Source organism: Virgifigura deserti (genome assembly GCA_003576685.1).
Classification (GTDB): domain Bacteria; phylum Pseudomonadota; class Alphaproteobacteria; order Dongiales; family Dongiaceae; genus Virgifigura; species Virgifigura deserti.
The window spans coordinates 71,738-88,399 of sequence record QOZR01000005.1 but is presented as its reverse complement, the minus strand read 5'-3'; the positions used below and the strand labels follow the sequence as shown (position 1 = coordinate 88,399).

14 protein-coding genes and 1 pseudogene are annotated in these 16,662 nt (G+C 65.2%); 11 read left to right on the top strand and 4 right to left on the bottom strand.

Translation table 11 applies throughout. The features are described from left to right. Positions 1–56: 56 nt before the first annotated feature. On the bottom strand, positions 57–803 hold the full coding sequence (locus tag DT069_RS10260; protein ID WP_119460219.1) for an RES family NAD+ phosphorylase: 747 nt from the start codon (positions 801–803) through the stop codon (positions 57–59). Next, on the bottom strand, positions 775–1,164 hold the full coding sequence (locus tag DT069_RS10255; protein ID WP_425450144.1) for an MbcA/ParS/Xre antitoxin family protein: 390 nt from the start codon (positions 1,162–1,164) through the stop codon (positions 775–777). Before DT069_RS10255 ends, DT069_RS10260 begins: the two co-directional genes overlap by 29 nt. A 198-nt stretch (positions 1,165–1,362) precedes the next feature. Between DT069_RS10255 and DT069_RS10250 the strand changes: the two genes are divergently transcribed. The 11 genes and pseudogenes from DT069_RS10250 to argE all read left to right on the top strand — a co-directional run bounded on the left by DT069_RS10250 (position 1,363) and on the right by argE (position 14,208). Beyond that, positions 1,363–1,869 carry an RrF2 family transcriptional regulator gene (locus DT069_RS10250; RefSeq protein ID WP_425450143.1) on the top strand — a complete coding sequence of 169 codons (507 nt, stop codon included), beginning with the start codon at positions 1,363–1,365 and terminating at the stop codon, positions 1,867–1,869. A gap of 116 nt (positions 1,870–1,985) precedes the next feature. Next, positions 1,986–2,855, top strand: a complete 870-nt coding sequence (locus tag DT069_RS10245; RefSeq protein WP_162913116.1) for a universal stress protein — start codon at positions 1,986–1,988, stop codon at positions 2,853–2,855. Positions 2,856–3,000: 145 nt separating this feature from the next. Then, positions 3,001–4,962 carry a TonB-dependent receptor domain-containing protein gene (locus DT069_RS10240; protein ID WP_119460216.1) on the top strand — a complete coding sequence of 654 codons (1,962 nt, stop codon included), beginning with the start codon at positions 3,001–3,003 and terminating at the stop codon, positions 4,960–4,962. A 2-nt stretch (positions 4,963–4,964) separates the two neighbouring features. Continuing rightward, a pseudogene (gene cobN, locus DT069_RS10235) lies at positions 4,965–8,903 on the top strand (cobaltochelatase subunit CobN). After that, entirely contained in the window at positions 8,900–9,376 is a 477-nt protein-coding gene (locus tag DT069_RS10230; RefSeq protein ID WP_119460215.1) for a MotA/TolQ/ExbB proton channel family protein, read from the top strand. The pseudogene cobN and the gene DT069_RS10230 overlap by 4 nt, the downstream one beginning before the upstream one ends. After that, on the top strand, positions 9,373–9,708 hold the full coding sequence (locus DT069_RS10225) for a DUF2149 domain-containing protein (protein WP_425450142.1): 336 nt from the start codon (positions 9,373–9,375) through the stop codon (positions 9,706–9,708). The genes DT069_RS10230 and DT069_RS10225 overlap by 4 nt, the downstream gene beginning before the upstream one ends. Positions 9,709–9,879: 171 nt before the next feature. Further along, positions 9,880–11,349: a 4-hydroxyphenylacetate 3-hydroxylase family protein gene (locus DT069_RS10220; protein WP_119460213.1), complete on the top strand. Its 1,470-nt coding sequence runs from the start codon at positions 9,880–9,882 to the stop codon at positions 11,347–11,349. 32 nt (positions 11,350–11,381) lie between these two features. Beyond that, complete coding sequence (locus DT069_RS10215) at positions 11,382–11,882, top strand: flavin reductase family protein (protein WP_119460212.1); 501 nt, start codon at positions 11,382–11,384, stop codon at positions 11,880–11,882. A 39-nt stretch (positions 11,883–11,921) separates the two neighbouring features. After that, the gene (locus DT069_RS10210; RefSeq protein WP_119460211.1) at positions 11,922–12,338 is read left to right on the top strand and encodes a RidA family protein; all 417 of its coding nucleotides are present in this window, start codon (positions 11,922–11,924) and stop codon (positions 12,336–12,338) included. Between the two features lie 2 nt (positions 12,339–12,340). Then, a complete protein-coding gene (locus DT069_RS10205) occupies positions 12,341–13,021 on the top strand; it encodes a DUF1028 domain-containing protein (RefSeq protein WP_119460210.1) in 681 nt (226 codons plus the stop codon). Beyond that, complete coding sequence (gene argE / locus DT069_RS10200; protein WP_119460209.1) at positions 13,018–14,208, top strand: acetylornithine deacetylase; 1,191 nt, start codon at positions 13,018–13,020, stop codon at positions 14,206–14,208. The genes DT069_RS10205 and argE overlap by 4 nt, the downstream gene beginning before the upstream one ends. A 4-nt stretch (positions 14,209–14,212) precedes the next feature. Here argE and DT069_RS10195 read toward each other — a convergent pair whose 3' ends face one another. Beyond that, on the bottom strand, positions 14,213–15,160 hold the full coding sequence (locus DT069_RS10195) for a LysR substrate-binding domain-containing protein (protein WP_119460208.1): 948 nt from the start codon (positions 15,158–15,160) through the stop codon (positions 14,213–14,215). Between the two features lie 160 nt (positions 15,161–15,320). Then, complete coding sequence (locus tag DT069_RS10190) at positions 15,321–16,466, bottom strand: branched-chain amino acid ABC transporter substrate-binding protein (RefSeq protein WP_119460207.1); 1,146 nt, start codon at positions 16,464–16,466, stop codon at positions 15,321–15,323. Positions 16,467–16,662 lie beyond the last annotated feature (196 nt).

The following is a 16,662-nucleotide window of genomic DNA, read 5'->3' as shown; positions in this document are numbered from 1 at the left end:
GTCGGTGACCCGACGGCTGCCGTTCCTATGGCATGTCCCCGGGCCGGGCCGGTCGGTCAGTCCAGCAGGTTGGCGAGCCGCGGGTCCTGGCGGAAATGAGCCGCTTCATACTCCTTGGCCGACGGCGGATACTCGCACCAAGCCTGTACGCCGCGGGGCCGCACGTAAAGGCGCCAGGTCTGCATCGTCCGCGGCCGGGACGCGGCAAAGGCCCGCGGCGAGAGAAGGGCGACGTTCATCCCGTCATCGGGATCGCGTACCGAGCGGTAGCGAACGGCTTCTATCGCAGCGAGCCGGGCGCTGTCGGCCAAGTCTTGACACGGCCCATAGTCGACCGGATGCGTCCAGATCGCGCTGTCGCGGTCGAGCGGCGGCTTGCTGACGTCGATCGCCAGCCTGGCGCGGCACCGTACCGAGAAGGCGGTATGCTCGACCGGGCGGTCCGGCAGTTTCGTGCCGGGCGATTCCGCGAAGAACAGCAGTCGATAGAAGGCGATCTCGGCCACCGCCGTCTCGACCGTCTCCCCCGCATAGTAGACCCCCTCCTGTTGATCGACACGGCGAAAGCGCGAGCCGTGAGGATAGGGGCCATAACGAAACGGCGCGGACAGAAGCCAATGGAGACGGGCGCAGTCCGACGGCATCGCCGGCTTGACCTCCTCGATGAGGCTCTCGAGCACGGCCTGCTCATCGAGGGTATCGGTGATGCGCATGGTCGAGGCGCGGGACTGCGCTTCCACGACTCGCCAGATGTCACCGCTGTAGGGCTTGGCCTCAGACGACAGCGCGGCGGGAGTCCACATAAGCCACTGTTGCCGTCAGCCCGCGGATTGTCTTGATGAGCTCGATGGGACGGCCCTTGAGGGCAAGGTTCTCCGAGACGATCCAGGAGCGGGACGACGCGTCGTCTCCGCCCGTGATCGCATCGAGGCTACGGAACAGCCGTACAAAGAGCTGAGCAAGCTCGAACGGCTTGCTGTCCCGGCTGAGCAGGAACTCTCCGTTGCGCATGCGTGAGACGGAAGCCTCCGAGAGGCCCAGAATCTTGGCCAGCACGACATTCGGCAGCCCAAGGCGCTCCCCGGCGCGGATAACGGCCTTGGATAGAACCGCTTCCTGCCGTCGCACATCGTCAGCCTTGTTGCGCGAACGATCCTGCATCATATCATTCTCTAGAAATGAGCTAGCCATTATCTTTCCGCAGAAAGATTAATTCATTCTTCCCCGCTGTCAAGGGTTGGTGGCCGGAGGCCATAAGTTGCGGGAATTGGCGGTTCTGCACCCATTCAAAGTAGGAGACGGTGACGCCGCCGGTTGCTTGAAAAAGAGGCATTGCTGGCTCATCTTCAGGGACCCGGCCCGTTGCGGCCGAACCGAGCGGGAGACTTCACCGCGATGCGGCTGACGCTCTACACGGACTATTCCCTCCGGGTGCTGATGTATCTCGGGCTCAAGCAGGAGGGACTGGCGACGATCAACGAGATCTCCGAGAGCTACGGCATCTCGCGCAACCATCTGATGAAGATCGTCCATCAACTCGGCCTGCTCGGCTATATCGAGACGGTCCGGGGGAAGCGCGGCGGCATGCGGCTCGCCCGGTCGCCTGAGGCGATCAATCTCGGCGACGTGGTGCGCCGGACGGAGGAGGATATGACGTTGGTGCAGTGCTTCGATCCGGAGGTCGGACACTGTCGGATCGAGAGCGTCTGCATCCTCCGGTCGGTCCTGGGGGAGGCGCTCGGCACCTTCCTGGCGGTCCTCGACCGGTACACGCTCGCGGACCTGCTCACGCCGCGCCGCCGGCTCGCGCGGTTGCTCGATCTGGAGCCGGCACAAGCCGCCGCGACCGGACCCGACGCACGACGCTGAACCGTCGGAACCGTTCGGCCGGCCAGCGGCCCCTGTGGCCGATCTGATCTGAATCAATGGCGACGGCGACCGGCTGGTGTAGAGAGAGGGGATCTTCCCGGCAGACGGAGCTCTCCATGAAAGCGATCCTTGCCCACCTCACCGGCGGCGATACGGACGAAGCCGTCCTCGGTGCCGCGCTGTCCGTGGCTCGCCGGTTCGGATCCCATATCGAAGCCCTCCATACCCGGTTGGATCCCGCCGAGCTCAGCAGGTTCGTCGGCGGCGAGGCGCTGGCCGCCGGCGTGCCCGAACTCGCGGCCGCCATCGAACGCGATGCGGAGCAGTCCTGCAGACGCGCCAAGGCTGCCTTCGACCAATGGTGCGCCGCCCAAGCCGTAACCGTGACGGATCACCCGAAGGACGCGCCAAAGGACGCGGCCAAGCCGTCGGCCGCATGGCGCGAAACCCGCGGCGCGCCGCAAAGATCGATCGCTCGGTTCGGCCGACTGGCCGATCTGATCGTCCTCAGCCGCTCGGTGGATGCGATGTCCGAACAGACACGCGTCGAACTCGAAACGGCGCTATTCGACACCGGCCGCCCCGTGCTGCTCGTACCTCGCGCGACGACCGTCGGTGCGCTTCGAACCGTTATGGTCGCCTGGAACGGCAGTCTGGAAGCCGCCCGGACGGTCGGCCTCACCATGCCGATCCTCGCTGCAGCGGAGCAGGTGACCGTGGCGACGGCGCCGGAGGGCGACATCACGGCCGCCGATGCCGAGGCGCTGGTGAGATATCTGGGCATCAATAATATTCGAGCGACGTCCTTGGCTATCGAACCCGGGAGAGCCTTGGGCGCAAGGCTCCTGAGCGCCGCCCGCGAGGCGCGGGCGGAATTGCTGATTCTGGGCGCCTACACGCACAGCCGCGTCCGCCAGATGCTTCTCGGCGGGGTGACCCGGCATGTGCTCGAGGCCGCGGACATTCCGGTCCTGATGAGCCGATAGAGAGCGCACCGGCCCGGCATCTCCAGCTCCACGGGGAAGCTGGTTGACAGCAGCGAATAATGAAATGTTATAACGTTGCTTATAATATATTCCGCATGCGGTCGGTCGAACCTGGTCAAGGGCGATTCGGCCTTTGGGGGGGGCAATGTTTCTGAGATTTGTCGCCGGAACCTGCTTCGGGAAGGGTTTCGGAATCTTCTTTTTGAGCTCGTATTTCGTAGGTTTCATAGACGCTCGTGCCGAGGATGCCATCGAGCTGGCGCCCGTGGTCGTGAGTGCCACGTCGACCGAGCGTCAGTTGCGCGATGCACCGGCAACCGTGACAGTGATCACCCAGGAGGAACTCCAGGAGCGTCCTGTGCAGGACCTCTCGGATGCCCTGCGCGGGACGCCGGGGATCACCATCAACAGCATCGGGCTCAATCGGCGAGGCATCAGCATTCGCGGCATGTCGGCCGAGCACACGCTGATCCTGGTGGACGGCAAGCGGGTCAACGCGGCCGGCAACGCCATCGCGCACGCGGATTTCGATCTGAACTGGGTTCCCGTCGAGGCGATCGAGCGGATCGAGGTCGTGCGCGGGCCGATGTCTTCCCTCTACGGCTCGGAGGCGCTGGGAGGCGTGGTCAATGTGATCACGCGCAAGGCGACCGATGTCTGGAAGGGGAGCGTGTCAGGCACCGGCGGGCTGCAGGAGGGATCGGGCGGAGATACCTACCAGACCGGGGCCTATGTCGGCGGGCCGCTTGTTCCGGGACGGCTCGGCCTCAGTCTCTATGCCGAGATACGAGGCCGGGGAGAGACCCCCGATCCGAACGAGCCGCGTCTGTCCGAGCTCGAGGAGCGCGATGCGAAGACCGGCAGCGCCACCCTGACCTGGACGCCGGACGAGGCCCAACGTATCGACCTCGGCTTCGGCTACGGCACCGAGGAGCGCGTGCGCAAGATCCAGACCGGAGGCCCCGCCCCGACCTTCTACGAGTCGACGGACGATATCGAGCGGCAGCATTTGTCCCTGTCGCACCGGGGCGAGTGGGAGTGGGGCAGTACGACGCTGCGCGCTTATCGCTCCATGCTGGACCGCGAGAACCGGCGGACGCAGGGAGCGCCGAGCGGCCCCAATAAGCTCACCGACGACACCATCGACGGCCATGTGAGCGCGCCGGTCCTCGATTGGAACTTGATTACTGTCGGGGGCGAATGGCGCCGTGAGCGGCTCGAGGACCCCACGGTGAACCTCCGCGGCGAGGCCGAGGCCGAGCACCAGGCACTGTTCCTGCAGGACGAGATCGCCATCAGCCCCGACTGGTCGCTGCTGATCGGCAACCGCGCCGACCACCATGAGGAGTTCGGCTGGCATCACAGCCCGCGCGCCTATCTGGTGCATCATCTGACGGACGCGCTCACGCTGAAAGGCGGCGTGGGCATGGGCTTCAAGGCACCGACTCTGAAACAGCTCTCGCCCGAATATGAGGCGGTCGCGGCGGCAGGCCGCTTCACCATCGTCGGCAATCCGGACCTGAAGCCCGAGACGAACACCATGTACGAGCTGGGCCTGGATTATGTGGGCAGTGGCTGGTCGCTCCGCGCGACGCTGTTCCAGAACGACCTTGAAGATCTGATCCAGACCCGTTGCGTGCAGTCCTGCGGCATCCGGGGTGCCGAGCGGCGGACCTATGAGAATGTCGACGAAGCCCGCATCCGCGGTGTCGAACTTGGCGGCGGCGTCGACCTGCCCGGGCAGCTCCGGCTCGACGCCAACTACACCTATCTCGACACGGAGGATCGCGCCACCGGCGAAGAGCTCGCCGAGCGGCCGCGGCATGGCCTCAACGCCGCGCTGAGCTGGTTCCCGACGGATGCCTTCATGGCGCGGCTGCGCAGCGAGTATGTCGGCCGGCAGATCGTCGATTCGGGGCCGGCGACCGAAACCCTGCCCGACTACGCGATCTGGTCGATCGATCTCAGCCACCAACTGACGGACGCCGTCACGCTCCGCGGCGGGATTCACAACCTTACCGACGAACGCCTCGCCGAGAAATCGTCCAGCTTCACCTATGCCGAGCCGGGCCGGCTCTTCTGGGTCGGCCTCAACTACAGCTTCTGATCATGAAACGGATCGCACCTTTCTTGCTGATGCTGTGCCTGCTGCTGGGCGCCAGCGCGGCGGCGCAACATGGCGTCGTCGATGACCCGACGGAGCAGCCGCTGCTGCGTATCATCGCCAATGATTTCGTCCTCCCCGGCAAGCTCGCCAAGATCGCCTCTTGGGCGCGCGAAGCCGGAGTCAGAATGGAGAGCGTCTCTGTCGAGACGGCACCGGGCGAGCCGCAGGACTGGCTCGTCGGCGCGGATCTCGTCATTCTCGACACGCCGCGACGCATCGACCTTGCCATGGTGCAGGAGCGGATGGGGGCGGCGCTGAACCGAACCGACGTCCCCTGGATCCGGGTCGGCGGCGGCCCACCGACCTTCGATCACCTCGCGCCCGATCATGCGCGGCGGCTGATCGCCTATTATGCGAATGGCGGCGAAACCAATCTGCGCCGGATGCTGACCTATGTCCGGCATTGGCATGACGGGCGGGACGTCGCATCGCTGCCGCCAGCCATCCCGTTGCCGAAGAGCGGCTTCTATCATCCGGAGGCCGCCGAGAGCTTCGCCACCCTGGAAGCCTATCTCAACTGGGGTGCGTCGCGCTAGCCGGACGGCGCGTCGCGCGTTGCCTTCGCCATCCATGCGACGGCGCTTGCCAACATGCAGACCAAGGTGCTGGACGCGCTGGTGGCGGCCAGCGAGGCGCGGGGACTCGTGCCGCTGGTGTTCTGGTTCGACGCCGCCGACCCGCGGGCGCTCCAAACACACCTCGGACCTGCAAAGCCGGACATCCTGGTCAATCTCCAGCATATGCAGAACGGATCGGCGCGCCGCGCCGAGTTCCGCGCCCTCGACATTCCTGTCTTGCAGACCCTCACCTATCGGCAGGGCGATCCCGCCACATGGCGCGAGGCGACCAGCGGTGTGCCGATGCATATGGTCGCGCCCTTTCTCAGCGTGCCGGAAAGCTGGGGGATGAGCGATCCGCTGGTGATCGATGCCGTCGAGGGCGGTGAGCCGGTGCCGATCACAGAGCAGATCGAGGCGTTGCTCGACAAGGCGGCGGCCCTGGCGGCGCTGCGTCGGACCCCGGCATCGGAGAAGCGCCTTGCCCTGATGTTCTGGAACTATCCGGCGGGCGAGAAGAACCTCTCCGCCTCGCATCTGAATGTGCCGCGGAGCCTCGAACGTCTGACGGCGGCGCTCGCCGCGGCCGGCTACGACGTCCTACCCACGGCGGAAGCCCGGCTGATCGCGGCGGGCCAAGCCATGCTGGGTGCCCTGTACCACCCCGACAAGCTGGACGGTCTTCTGTCGGACGGCCTCGCCGAGGCTTTCCCGCTGGCGCGCTATCAGGCCTGGCTCGACGCTCTGCCGGAGGCGGTACGGGCGGCGCTGCACGAGCGCTGGGACGAGCCGGAGGACCATTGGGCCATGCGCGAGGTCAAGGGTGAGCCGCAGTTCATCATCCCGCGTCTGCGCCTGGGCAACCTCGTGATCATGCCGCAGCCGCCTCGCGCCGGGCGGCCCGGCGAGTCCTATCATGACGCCAAGCTGCCGCCGGATCACTTCTATCTCGCTGCCTATCTCTATCTGCGAGAAGGATTCGACGCCCACGCGATGATTCATCTCGGCACGCACGGTACTCAGGAATGGACCCCGGGCAAGGATCGCGGCTTATGGACCAAGGACTTTCCCTTCCTTGCCGTCGGTGACCTGCCGGTCTTCTATCCCTACATCCAGGACAATATCGCCGAGGCGATCCAGGCCAAGCGGCGCGGGCGCGCCGTCATCGTCAGCCATCAGACGCCGCCCTTCGCACCGGCCGGTCTCTACGACGAGTTGCGCGACCTGCATGCGCTGATCCACGAGTACCAGCAGCTTGAAGAGGGCGCCGTGCGCGAGCGCACCGCGGACCAGATTCGAGACGCGGTAGTGCAGAGCAGTCTGCACCGCGATCTCGGTTGGGACGAGGCGGAGATCGGTACCGATTTCGTCGGATTCATGCTCGTGCTCCACGATCACCTGCATGAGCTGGCGCGCAGTTCCATGCCGCTAGGCCTGCATAGCTTCGGTGAACCGGCTGCACCGGAGCACCGCCTCAGCACAGTCATGCAGCAGCTCGACGAGCCTTACTACAGCCTCCTCGATCCCGAGCCGGATGAGCTTTTCGTCGGCGACTTCCATGACTTGCAGGAAACGCCGCCCTTCCGCCTGCTACATCGCCATCTGCGGGACGGTGCCTCGTTGGACGAGGTTACCGACCCGAAGCTGCGCGCGCTTCTCGCGCGCGGGGCTGAGCTGGATCGCCACCTCGCGGATACGCAGGAGATCGAGGCCCTGCTGGCGGGCTTGGCCGGCCGCTTCGTGGCGCCCGGAACGGGCGGTGACCCGGTGCGCAACCCGGATGTGCCGAGCGGCCGCAACCTCTATGCTTTCGAGCCCGACAAGATCCCGACGCGTGCGGCCTACGAGGCCGGTGCGGAGGCATTCCAGAAGCTGCTCGACGCCTACCGGGCGGACCATGGCGGGCAAGCGCCGCAGAAGCTCGCCTTCTCTCTCTGGTCCTCGGAAGCGCTCCGGCATCTCGGGATCCTGGAGAGCCAGGTGCTGCATGCGCTCGGCCTGCGCCCCGTCTGGGACGATGGCGGCCGTGTAAAGGCCTTGGACATCATTCCGACCGCCAAGCTCGGCCGCCCGCGGATCGACGTGGTGCTGCAGGTGACCAGTGTCTATCGCGATCAGTTCGACGGCTTCATGCGGCTGCTCGCGGAGGCAATCGACCGTGTGGCGCAGCTCGACGAGCCAGACAACGCTGTGGCGCGCAACAGCGGCCTTCTCGCGGCGCAGCTGATCGAGCAGGGGATCCCGGCTGAGCGCGCCCGGCAGCTTGCGCGCCTACGGTTGTTCAGCAACGCGCCCGGCGACTACGGCAGCGGCTTGCCGGAGGCAGCGCTGGATTCCACGAGATGGGAGACGGAGGCGCGGCTGGCGGATCAGTTCCTGTCCCGCCTGCAATACGGTTACGGCGCGCAAGAGTGGGGCGTGCGGCTCGACACCGGCAACCTCTTTGCCTCCCAGCTCAAGGGCGTGCAAGCGGCCGTCCTCTCCCGCTCGTCGCGGCTTCACGGCGTGCTTTCGACCGACCATCCCTTCGAGTATCTCGGTGGGCTGGCGCTAGCGGTGCGCCATCTCGACGGCGCGAGTCCCGCGCTCTACGTTGCCGACCTCCGCAACCGCCAGGCGCGCATCACAGGAGCCGAGCGCTTCCTCGCCGAGGAGCTGCGGTCCCGGTATCTGAACCCGCACTGGATCACGGCGACGCAGGCCGAGGGCTATGCCGGGACCCTCGAAATCCTGAAGATCGTCAACAATATCTGGGGCTGGCAGGTCGCCGCACCCGAGACCGTACGGGCTGACCAGTGGCAGGCGGTCCACGACACATTCCTGCGCGACACGCGGGAACTCGACCTGAACGCCTGGTTCGAGACGCACAATCCCACCGCGCAGGCGCAGCTGATCGAACGTCTTGTCGAGGCCGTCCGTAAGGGCTACTGGGATGCCGGCGCGCAGACCCGGCGCGAGCTCGTTGAGCGGTGGCAGCAACTCGCCCGTGTGCACGGCGTCGACATCGGTGCCGACGTCACCCGCGCCTTCATTGAGGAGACGGCAGCCGGCTTCGGGCTGCAGATGGCGTCTGACGGTGCCCCCGCGTCGTCCAGGCAGCCTCCGGCCCCAGCCGAGCCATCGGTCGCGAGCGATACCGGCGAAAGCGATGCCGGCGAACAGGTGCGGGGCCAGGTGCTGCAGCCGACAGCGGCGGCGACCGCAGAGGAGGCCGCTTGGCGTCTCTGGCTCGGGCTCGCGGCGCTCGGTCTTTGCCTGCTCGCGGGCGCTTTCTGGCAGGTGCGCAGCAATCACATGACAAGCGGAACGATGGGATCCTCATGACAGTCTTCGAATCCGGCCTCTACGACTTGGCTCATCTGTTCCTGGTGCCCGTGCTCGTGCTGATCCTTGCCGCGCTAGCCTATGTCTTTGCCGGCCTCGGCGGATTTGCCGTGGAGGTTTGGCAGCGACGGCACGACCTCTATCGCTCGCGCCTCGCGGCACATCAGAGCCGCACCGACTGCAGCAGCGACGACCTGGAGGTGTGGATCCTCAAGCGCCTGGAGTGGCTGCGGATCATCGCGCGGAGCGTACCGATGCTCGGCCTGGTGGCTACGATGATCCCGATGGGCCCGGCGCTGCTGGCGCTCAGCCGCAATGATGCCGAAGCCATTGGCGACAACCTGGTGGTCGCGTTCTCCGCCGTCGTTCTGGCGCTGATCAGCGCCAGCATCGCCTTCTTCCTGCTCACCATCCGCCGGCGATGGCTGCTCCAAGAGCTCCGCGCCATCGAGCGGGACCGGGGAGCGAGATGATGCGCTTCCTCGAGCATGACGAAGCGGACGATCCGATTCTGTCGGTCGTCAATCTGATCGACCTGTTCCTGGTGGTCATTGCCATTCTGATGATCGTCATCCTGCGGAACCCGTTGAACCCGTTCAGCAGCGACCGGGTCGTGGTCGTCGAGAAGCCGGGCGAGGCGGACATGCGGATCACGATCAAGGATGGCGAGGAGCTGACCCGCTACGAGGCGAGCGGCGAGATCGGCGAGGGGCGGGGCGTGAAGGCCGGAACCACCTATCGGCTGCCGGACGGGCGGCTCGTTTATGTTCCCGAGGCGGGTGGGCCGGTAGAGGCAACTCGATAAGCCCACCGGAGCTGGATCCGCCCAGCTTGAATCGACAGCCGCCGGCAAGCCGGCGAGGCGGATATAGGCAAACTATACTCTGTCTTTCGAAAAACTATAATTTCGTAATGAGGCCGCTTTTGCGATCCTCGCTGCACCGAAGAACGGCAGATTCCCTTGGGAGCGAGAGACGTGATCAGAAAAGGCGAGCAATACAAGGAATCGATCCGCGACGGGCGCGAGGTCTGGGTTAATGGAGAGCGCGTGACCGACGTCACGGCGCACCCCATGTTCAAGCCGCTCGTCGATATCCGTGCCCGCATCTACGATATGCAGCACGAGCCGGCGACGAAGCCCGTGCTGACCTATCGCGACGAGGACGGCAACGAGCATGCGATCGCCAATAAGCTGCCGGCCACGCAGGAGGATTGGGTCGCGAAACGGCGGGCGACCGATGCGGTTCTGGATGACGTGGCCGGCGTAGTCACGCGTGTCGGGGACGAGACCGTCGGGGAGATGTGGTCGCTTTATGACGGCCAGGACGTCCTGAACGAGGTCGACCCGCAATTCTCCAAGAACATCCGCACCCATATCGACCGGGTTCTCTATAGCGATCCGTTTCACGTCTCGGCCAATACGGACCCCAAGGGCGACCGCTCGAAGCGGCCCCAGGATCAGGACCCCGACATGCTGCTGCATGTCGTGAAGGAAACCGACGCCGGCATCATCGTTCGCGGCGCCAAGTACGAAACGGCCGCCGCCTATGCGAATCAGGCCTTCACCAAACCGACGATCGCCAATTGGGGTGATGCGGAACTGTCGGATTATGCGGTCGGATTCATCTGCGATCTGTCCTCGCCGGGCCTGAAGTTCATCTGCCGGACGGGATTCGCCGGCCGGGCCCCGGCGGAGGATTATCCGCTGGCCAACCGCTTCGACGAGATCGACACCCTCCTCATCTTCGACAATGTCCTGATCCCTTGGGAGAATGTCCTCTTCTACCGGCATACGCGGGCCGCGCAGTTCATCCGTGCGACCCTGCACCGGTACAGCGCCTTTGCCTTCGTGCAGCGGATTCTGCGCTTCGCCGACATGATGATCGGCGCCGCCCTGTTCAACGTGCGGCAGACCGGCCTCGAGAAGCAGCCTGCGGTGCAGGAGAAGCTGGCGACGCTGGCGGTCTATCGGGAGGGAATCAATGCGCATCTGAGCGCCGCGATCGCCCATACCGAGCGCAGCCCGGGCGGGCTCCTGATGCCCAACCAGTCGCTGCTCTACACCGGACGGGTGCATGCCTGCTCCAACCTGCCGGCGATGATGCATGTCGCGCGCGAGCTGTGCGGCGGCCAGATCTGCGTGACGCCGGACGCGGCCGCGTTCCGTCACCCAGAAACCGGTAAATGGCTGGAGAAGTACTACTCGATCAACGAGCATTGGAACGCCGAGGATCGGCGCAAGCTTCTCGCCTTCGCCCGCGATCTCCTGAACTCCGACTATGCGGGTCACCGGCTGACCTTCCAGCTTTTCGCGCAGTCGCCGCCCTTCGCGCATCTTGGTGCCGTCTACCGGAACTTCGACTTCTCCGGTCCGCTCGACTTCGTCAAGAAGTCTGCCGGGCTTTCGGACAGGGTGGCGCCGGAGCGGAAAAAGGCGGCGGAGTAGGTCGGCAAGATCGAAAGGCGGAGGACGAGGTGATGCTGCGCGACAGATTCACGGAAGGCATGGGCCGCGTGCCCAATGCCGTCTGCATCGTGACGACGGACGGCCAGGCCGGGCGGGCCGGCGTGACGGCGAGCACCCTGTCGTCCGTTTCCGCGGACGGCCCGGGGCTTCTGGTCTGCATCCATCATCTCAGCCCCGCCTGCGCCGCGATCCAGGAAAACGGCGTGTTCTGCGTGAATGTGCTGCGCGCCGGGGCGGCGGTCGTCGCCAACACCTTCGCCGGCCGATCCAAGACCGACGACGGGAACAAGTTCAGCTGTGCCCGGTGGCGCACGCTGGAAACCGGGGCGCCGGTCCTCGATCAGCCACTCGTGGCGTTCGACTGCCGGCTCGGCTCGGCGATGCGCTGGAACACGCATTTCATCTTCGTCGGCGATGTGGCCGCCGTCGAGCTCGGCGAGGCCGAGCCGCTTCTGTATGGCAATCGGACCTTTGGCCGATTCGCTCCATTGTCGGTCGCCGAGCCCGTTTAATTCCTTTTCGTCAATATCCGTAAATCGAAGGAAGCCAGCATGGCGCACACCAGAATCCGAAAGTTCAACACGCGCGAGATGTATCCGGGCAAGGACATGGACAACGACCTTTGCATGGCCGTGCGCGCCGGCAATCGGGTCTTCCTGCGGGGCCAGACTGGGTTCGACCTCGACGGGAACTTCGTCGGGGCGGGAGATCCGGCAGCGCAGGCCGACAACGCGATGAAGTGCGTGAAGATTCTGCTCGAGGAGGCCGGGGCGAAGCTCGAGCATATCTGCAAGGTCACGATCTACATCACCGACCGCGCCTACCGCGAACCCGTGTACCGGACGATCGGAAAGTGGCTGAAGGGCGTCTACCCGTGCTCCACCGGGCTGATCGTCAACGGCCTGGCGCTACCCGAGATGGTGATGGAGATCGACGTGGAAGCCGTCATTCCGGCCGACGAGGCCTAGCCATGACGTTTTCCCTGGTCGGGCGGTGCGCCCGCACGCGAATGGTCGGCGTGGCCATCACGACGTCGAGCATCGCGGTCGGAAGCCGGTGTCCCTGGGTGCGCGCGGGTGCGGGCGCCGTCTCGACGCAGAACGTGACCCTTCCGTCCCTGGGTCCGAGCATCCTCGATTGCCTCGAGCGCGGCGAAGCCCCGGAAGACGCCGTACGGACGCTCATGGAGCGCGAGAAGGACAGGGCCTACCGTCAGGTGGTCGTGATCGACTGCGATGGCCGGGCCGCTCATTACACAGGCGAGAAGATTCTCGGCACGAACGCCGTCGCGAAGGGGCGCGACGCCATTGCCGCGGGTAATCTCCTTTCGACCGACGCAGTGCCGCAAGCGATGGTAGAGGCCTTCGAGCAGGCCGGCGAGGACCGGCATCTGGCCGAGCGGCTTCTGACCGGGCTCACGGCGGGCGTGGGGCGCGGCGGGGAGATGGGGCCGGTTCATTCCGCCGCTCTGCTGGTCGCCAGCGAGCTTTCCTGGCCGCTCGTGGATCTGCGGGTGGATTGGGACGACGAGGATCCGGTGGCGCGGCTGAGCGCCTTGTGGCGAGCCTACGAGCCGCAGATGATGGACTATGTCGCCCGCGCCCTGAAGCCGGCCTTGGCTCCGAGCTACGGCGTTCCTGGGGACCAATGACAGCCGAAGGGGCGCCGGCCAGGACGCTTCCGGCATCGGACGAGATTCTCGAACGCCTGATCGGCTTCGATACCGTCAGCCGGAATTCCAACCGCGCGCTCATCGACTTCATCGCCGACCTTCTCGACGACCACGGGGTCAAAGCGGAGATTCAACTGTCGGACGACGGCCGCAAGGCGAACCTCTTCGCGACGATCGGGCCCGAAGACGTGGGCGGGATCATCCTGTCCGGGCATACGGACGTCGTCCCTGTCGACGAACAGCCCTGGACGGTCGATCCGTTCCGCCTGTCTCGCAAGGACGGCCGCCTGTACGGGCGCGGCACGGCCGATATGAAGGGCTTCATCGCGGTCGTCCTCGCCTGCGTGCCCTATTTCACGCAGCGGCGGCTGAAGACACCGATCCATCTGGCGTTCTCCTATGACGAGGAGGTCGGCTGCCTCGGCGTCCGTCCCCTGATTGCTGCGCTGCGGGAGCGGCCGGTCCGCCCGCGCGGCTGCATAATCGGCGAACCGACCGAGATGCGCCTGGTGACCGGGCATAAGGGCAAGCTTGCCGTCCGCTGCGATGTCCGGGGCCTCGCCTGCCATTCGGCCCATGCGCCCGATGGCGTGAACGCGGTCGAGTATGCCGCGGAGCTGATCCACAGGATTCGTGCGATCGCGCGGAGAGAGGAGAGTGGAGGAGAGAGAAGCGCCGACTTCGACCCACCCTTCGCCACCATCCAGTGCGGGGTGGTCTCCGGCGGCACCGCCGTGAATATCGTTCCCGACCGGGCGCGCTTCGACTTCGAGGCGCGTGTCCTGCCGGGCCAGAGCGCCGAAGCGCTGGTCGACGAAGTCAAGCGGTTCGCCGCCGAGGAGCTCGTTCCCGACATGCGGCGCCGTTGGCAGGGGGCCGACATCCTGTTCAGCGAACTGTCGTCCTACCCCGGGCTGGCCTGCCCGGCCGATACGCCTCTGGTCGCCTTCGTGCGCGAGCTGACCGGCGCGAACAAGACAGGGACCGTAAGCTTCGGCACCGAAGGCGGGCTTTACGACGAGGCCGGCATTCCGACCGTGGTCTGCGGGCCGGGAAGCATGGCACAGGGCCACAAGCCCGACGAATATGTGACGCTTGATCAGCTACGCCGGTGCGAGGATATGTTGCGCAGACTCGCCGATCGCCTGGAAGAGGTCGGGTTGTAAGGCACTAGGCCGCGCTCACCGCGGCCGAGGTTCCAAGCTCCTCCTGGCAGAAGTGGATGAATATTTGGGCCAGCTTGGTCAGGCGCGACCGTTGCAGCCACGCCGCAACCAGATCAGAGCACTTCACATCATCGAGCAGCGGCACCGCGACCACGCTATTGCCGTCATAGGTCAGGCTCGTGCTGGGCTTGGTGACGAGGACCGAATAGCCGAGCCCCTGGCCGACCATCCCGCGCACGAGCTCGACCGACGGCGAGCGATGGGTGACGTTCGGCTCAAGGCCGACTTCCTGAAAGAGCCCGCAGAAATATTTGCCGCTTGGCGGAACGTCGAGAAGGATCAGCGGCTCCTCTACGACCTGGCGCAGGGAAATGGAGGCGCGATCGGCGAAGCGGTGCTTTTCCGGTAAGAGGACATGGGGGCGGAGGCCGGGCAGAAGCGGCGCGTGCCGGTAGGCTCCACCGAGTTCCAGGTCGTAAAGCAGGACGAGGTCGAATGCCCCGTTCTCAAGACCGGCCAGAAGATCGCTCTGCACGCCGTCCTGAACATGGATCCGCACGTTCGGATAGCGCTGCCGGAAGCCGGCCAGCAGCCGCGGTATGTAAAGCGGTGCGATGGTTTCGAAGCAGCCGACCTCGATCTGTCCGCCGACCTTGTTGCTATCGGCGAACACGCTCTGCTCGAGCTCGCGCGCCTGGCGGAGAAGATCAAGCGCCTGACGGTAGAACCGCAAGCCAGAGGGCGTAAGCGAAACGCCGCTCGCATGATGCCGGATGAAGAGCTGGGTCGAGAAGTTCTCCTCCAGCGTCTTGATGGCGAGCGAAACCGAAGGCTGCGAGATGTTGAGCCGCCGCGACGCTTCGGCCACGCTGCCGCTTTCGACGACGATCGTGAAATAGCGAAGCTGCCGCAAGGTGTAGGAGAAGTTGGGAAAAACGCGCGCCTCAGACATCGCTTGCCCTCTTGCCGGCCCGATTTGGGTCGATGGTATCCCGCTCGCGGTGGGATCAACAGGGGACTGAGTGCCCTTGCCGCGCAAAGAAGGCGCGGACAGAGCTTGAAACTGTCCGCGCCGTCAGCACCGCAATTAGGGAGGCGTCGTCCGGCAACCGCTAGTTTGCGGCCTCCCAAGGAACCCACTCGCCGCCTTTCGCGACATAGATATCCACTTCGACGGGGACCTTGGTCTGGCCGTTCTCGTCGAAGGTGGTCCGACCAAGGGCGCCCTTGTAATCGATCTCGCGGATCGCGCTGGCCAGAGCCTCGCGATCGTCCGGACCGTGCTCCTCGATTACCTGGAGGAGGATGTTCGTCGCGTCAAAGGCGTATTTGGCGTAGGGCCCTGCGGGATCGTCGAAGTTGGCGCCCTCATAGGCCTCGTTGAAAGCATCGAGCGCTTCCGAGCTCTTGACCTTCGGATAGCTGACGATCGTTCCGTCCGCGGCCTCTCCGGCGATATCGAGATACTTCTCGTCATAGATGCCGGAGATCGCAAGCATCGGAATGTCCATTCCGAGGTTATGCATCTGTTTGCGCACGAGAGCGGCTTCGGTGATGACCCCGCCGAAATAGATGGCGTCCGGCTGCGACGCCTTGACCTTGGTGAGAATCGCCCGGAAGTCGGTCGTGCCCACGGGCGCCGCATCCGTCGAAACGATCTCCGCCCCGGCGTCCGTCACATAGTCCTGAAAGGTCTCCGTGTTCGAGACGCCGTAGTCGCTGGTGTCCGAAACGATGGCAATCTGCTTGAGCCCAAGCGTCTTCACGACCCAGTCCGCGAGCGGCTTGTTCTCCTGGGCGAGGGTCGGCGTAACGCGCGTCACCTCGGGAAAATTGGCCTCGGTGATCTTCGGGCTGATTGCGCCCCAGATGATGAACGGCATCTGATAGCGATTGAACACCGGTGTCGTCGCCAGTGCCACGGGGCTGTTCCAGTGGCCGATGGCCGCGACCACGTCTGGGTCGTTCACCAGCTTCAGCGCCGCCGAGACGCCGGTGGCGGGATCGGAGGCATCGTCGAGTGCGACCGGCTCGACCTCATAGGGATATCCGTCTTCGTTGGCTTGCTGGATCGCCAGCAGGAAGCCGTTGCGCGCGCCCGTTCCCTGCAGGGCATTTCCGCCGCTGAGCGGGCCAATGAATCCGAGCTTGATTGTCTCCGCGTCGGCTTCGTTGGGGGTAAACAGGCCGCAGACGGCGGCGATCGCAGCTGAGATGACGACGGCCCGTTTCAGGCCTGTGGTCACAATCGAGGACATGTAGGCTCTCCCTTTGTCATGTTATGCCGTGTTATGCGGTGCCTTGCCCGGAAGGCCTCGGCACCTCCAGCCTCTTGCGCCAAAGTGCCTCACCTTCCGGGAGAAGCATAAGCCTCGCGAGACAGATTGAACATTCTCGCTAACGAAAGAGGCCGTGAAACGATAATCTATCTATAACCTTGCCAAGAACTTTCTA

Bases quoted from the DNA above. Each gene is read 5' to 3' on its own strand.
- DT069_RS10240 (WP_119460216.1), top strand. From the start codon at position 3,001: ATGTTTCTGAGATTTGTCGCCGGAACCTGCTTCGGGAAGGGTTTCGGA.
- DT069_RS10245 (WP_162913116.1), top strand. From the start codon at position 1,986: ATGAAAGCGATCCTTGCCCACCTCACCGGCGGCGATACGGACGAAGCC.
- DT069_RS10205 (WP_119460210.1), top strand. From the start codon at position 12,341: ATGACGTTTTCCCTGGTCGGGCGGTGCGCCCGCACGCGAATGGTCGGC.
- DT069_RS10195 (WP_119460208.1), bottom strand. From the start codon at position 15,160: ATGTCTGAGGCGCGCGTTTTTCCCAACTTCTCCTACACCTTGCGGCAG.
- DT069_RS10190 (WP_119460207.1), bottom strand. From the start codon at position 16,466: ATGTCCTCGATTGTGACCACAGGCCTGAAACGGGCCGTCGTCATCTCA.
- DT069_RS10260 (WP_119460219.1), bottom strand. From the start codon at position 803: ATGTGGACTCCCGCCGCGCTGTCGTCTGAGGCCAAGCCCTACAGCGGT.
- DT069_RS10225 (WP_425450142.1), top strand. From the start codon at position 9,373: ATGATGCGCTTCCTCGAGCATGACGAAGCGGACGATCCGATTCTGTCG.
- DT069_RS10210 (WP_119460211.1), top strand. From the start codon at position 11,922: ATGGCGCACACCAGAATCCGAAAGTTCAACACGCGCGAGATGTATCCG.
- argE (WP_119460209.1), top strand. From the start codon at position 13,018: ATGACAGCCGAAGGGGCGCCGGCCAGGACGCTTCCGGCATCGGACGAG.
- DT069_RS10230 (WP_119460215.1), top strand. From the start codon at position 8,900: ATGACAGTCTTCGAATCCGGCCTCTACGACTTGGCTCATCTGTTCCTG.
- DT069_RS10215 (WP_119460212.1), top strand. From the start codon at position 11,382: ATGCTGCGCGACAGATTCACGGAAGGCATGGGCCGCGTGCCCAATGCC.
- DT069_RS10255 (WP_425450144.1), bottom strand. From the start codon at position 1,164: ATGATGCAGGATCGTTCGCGCAACAAGGCTGACGATGTGCGACGGCAG.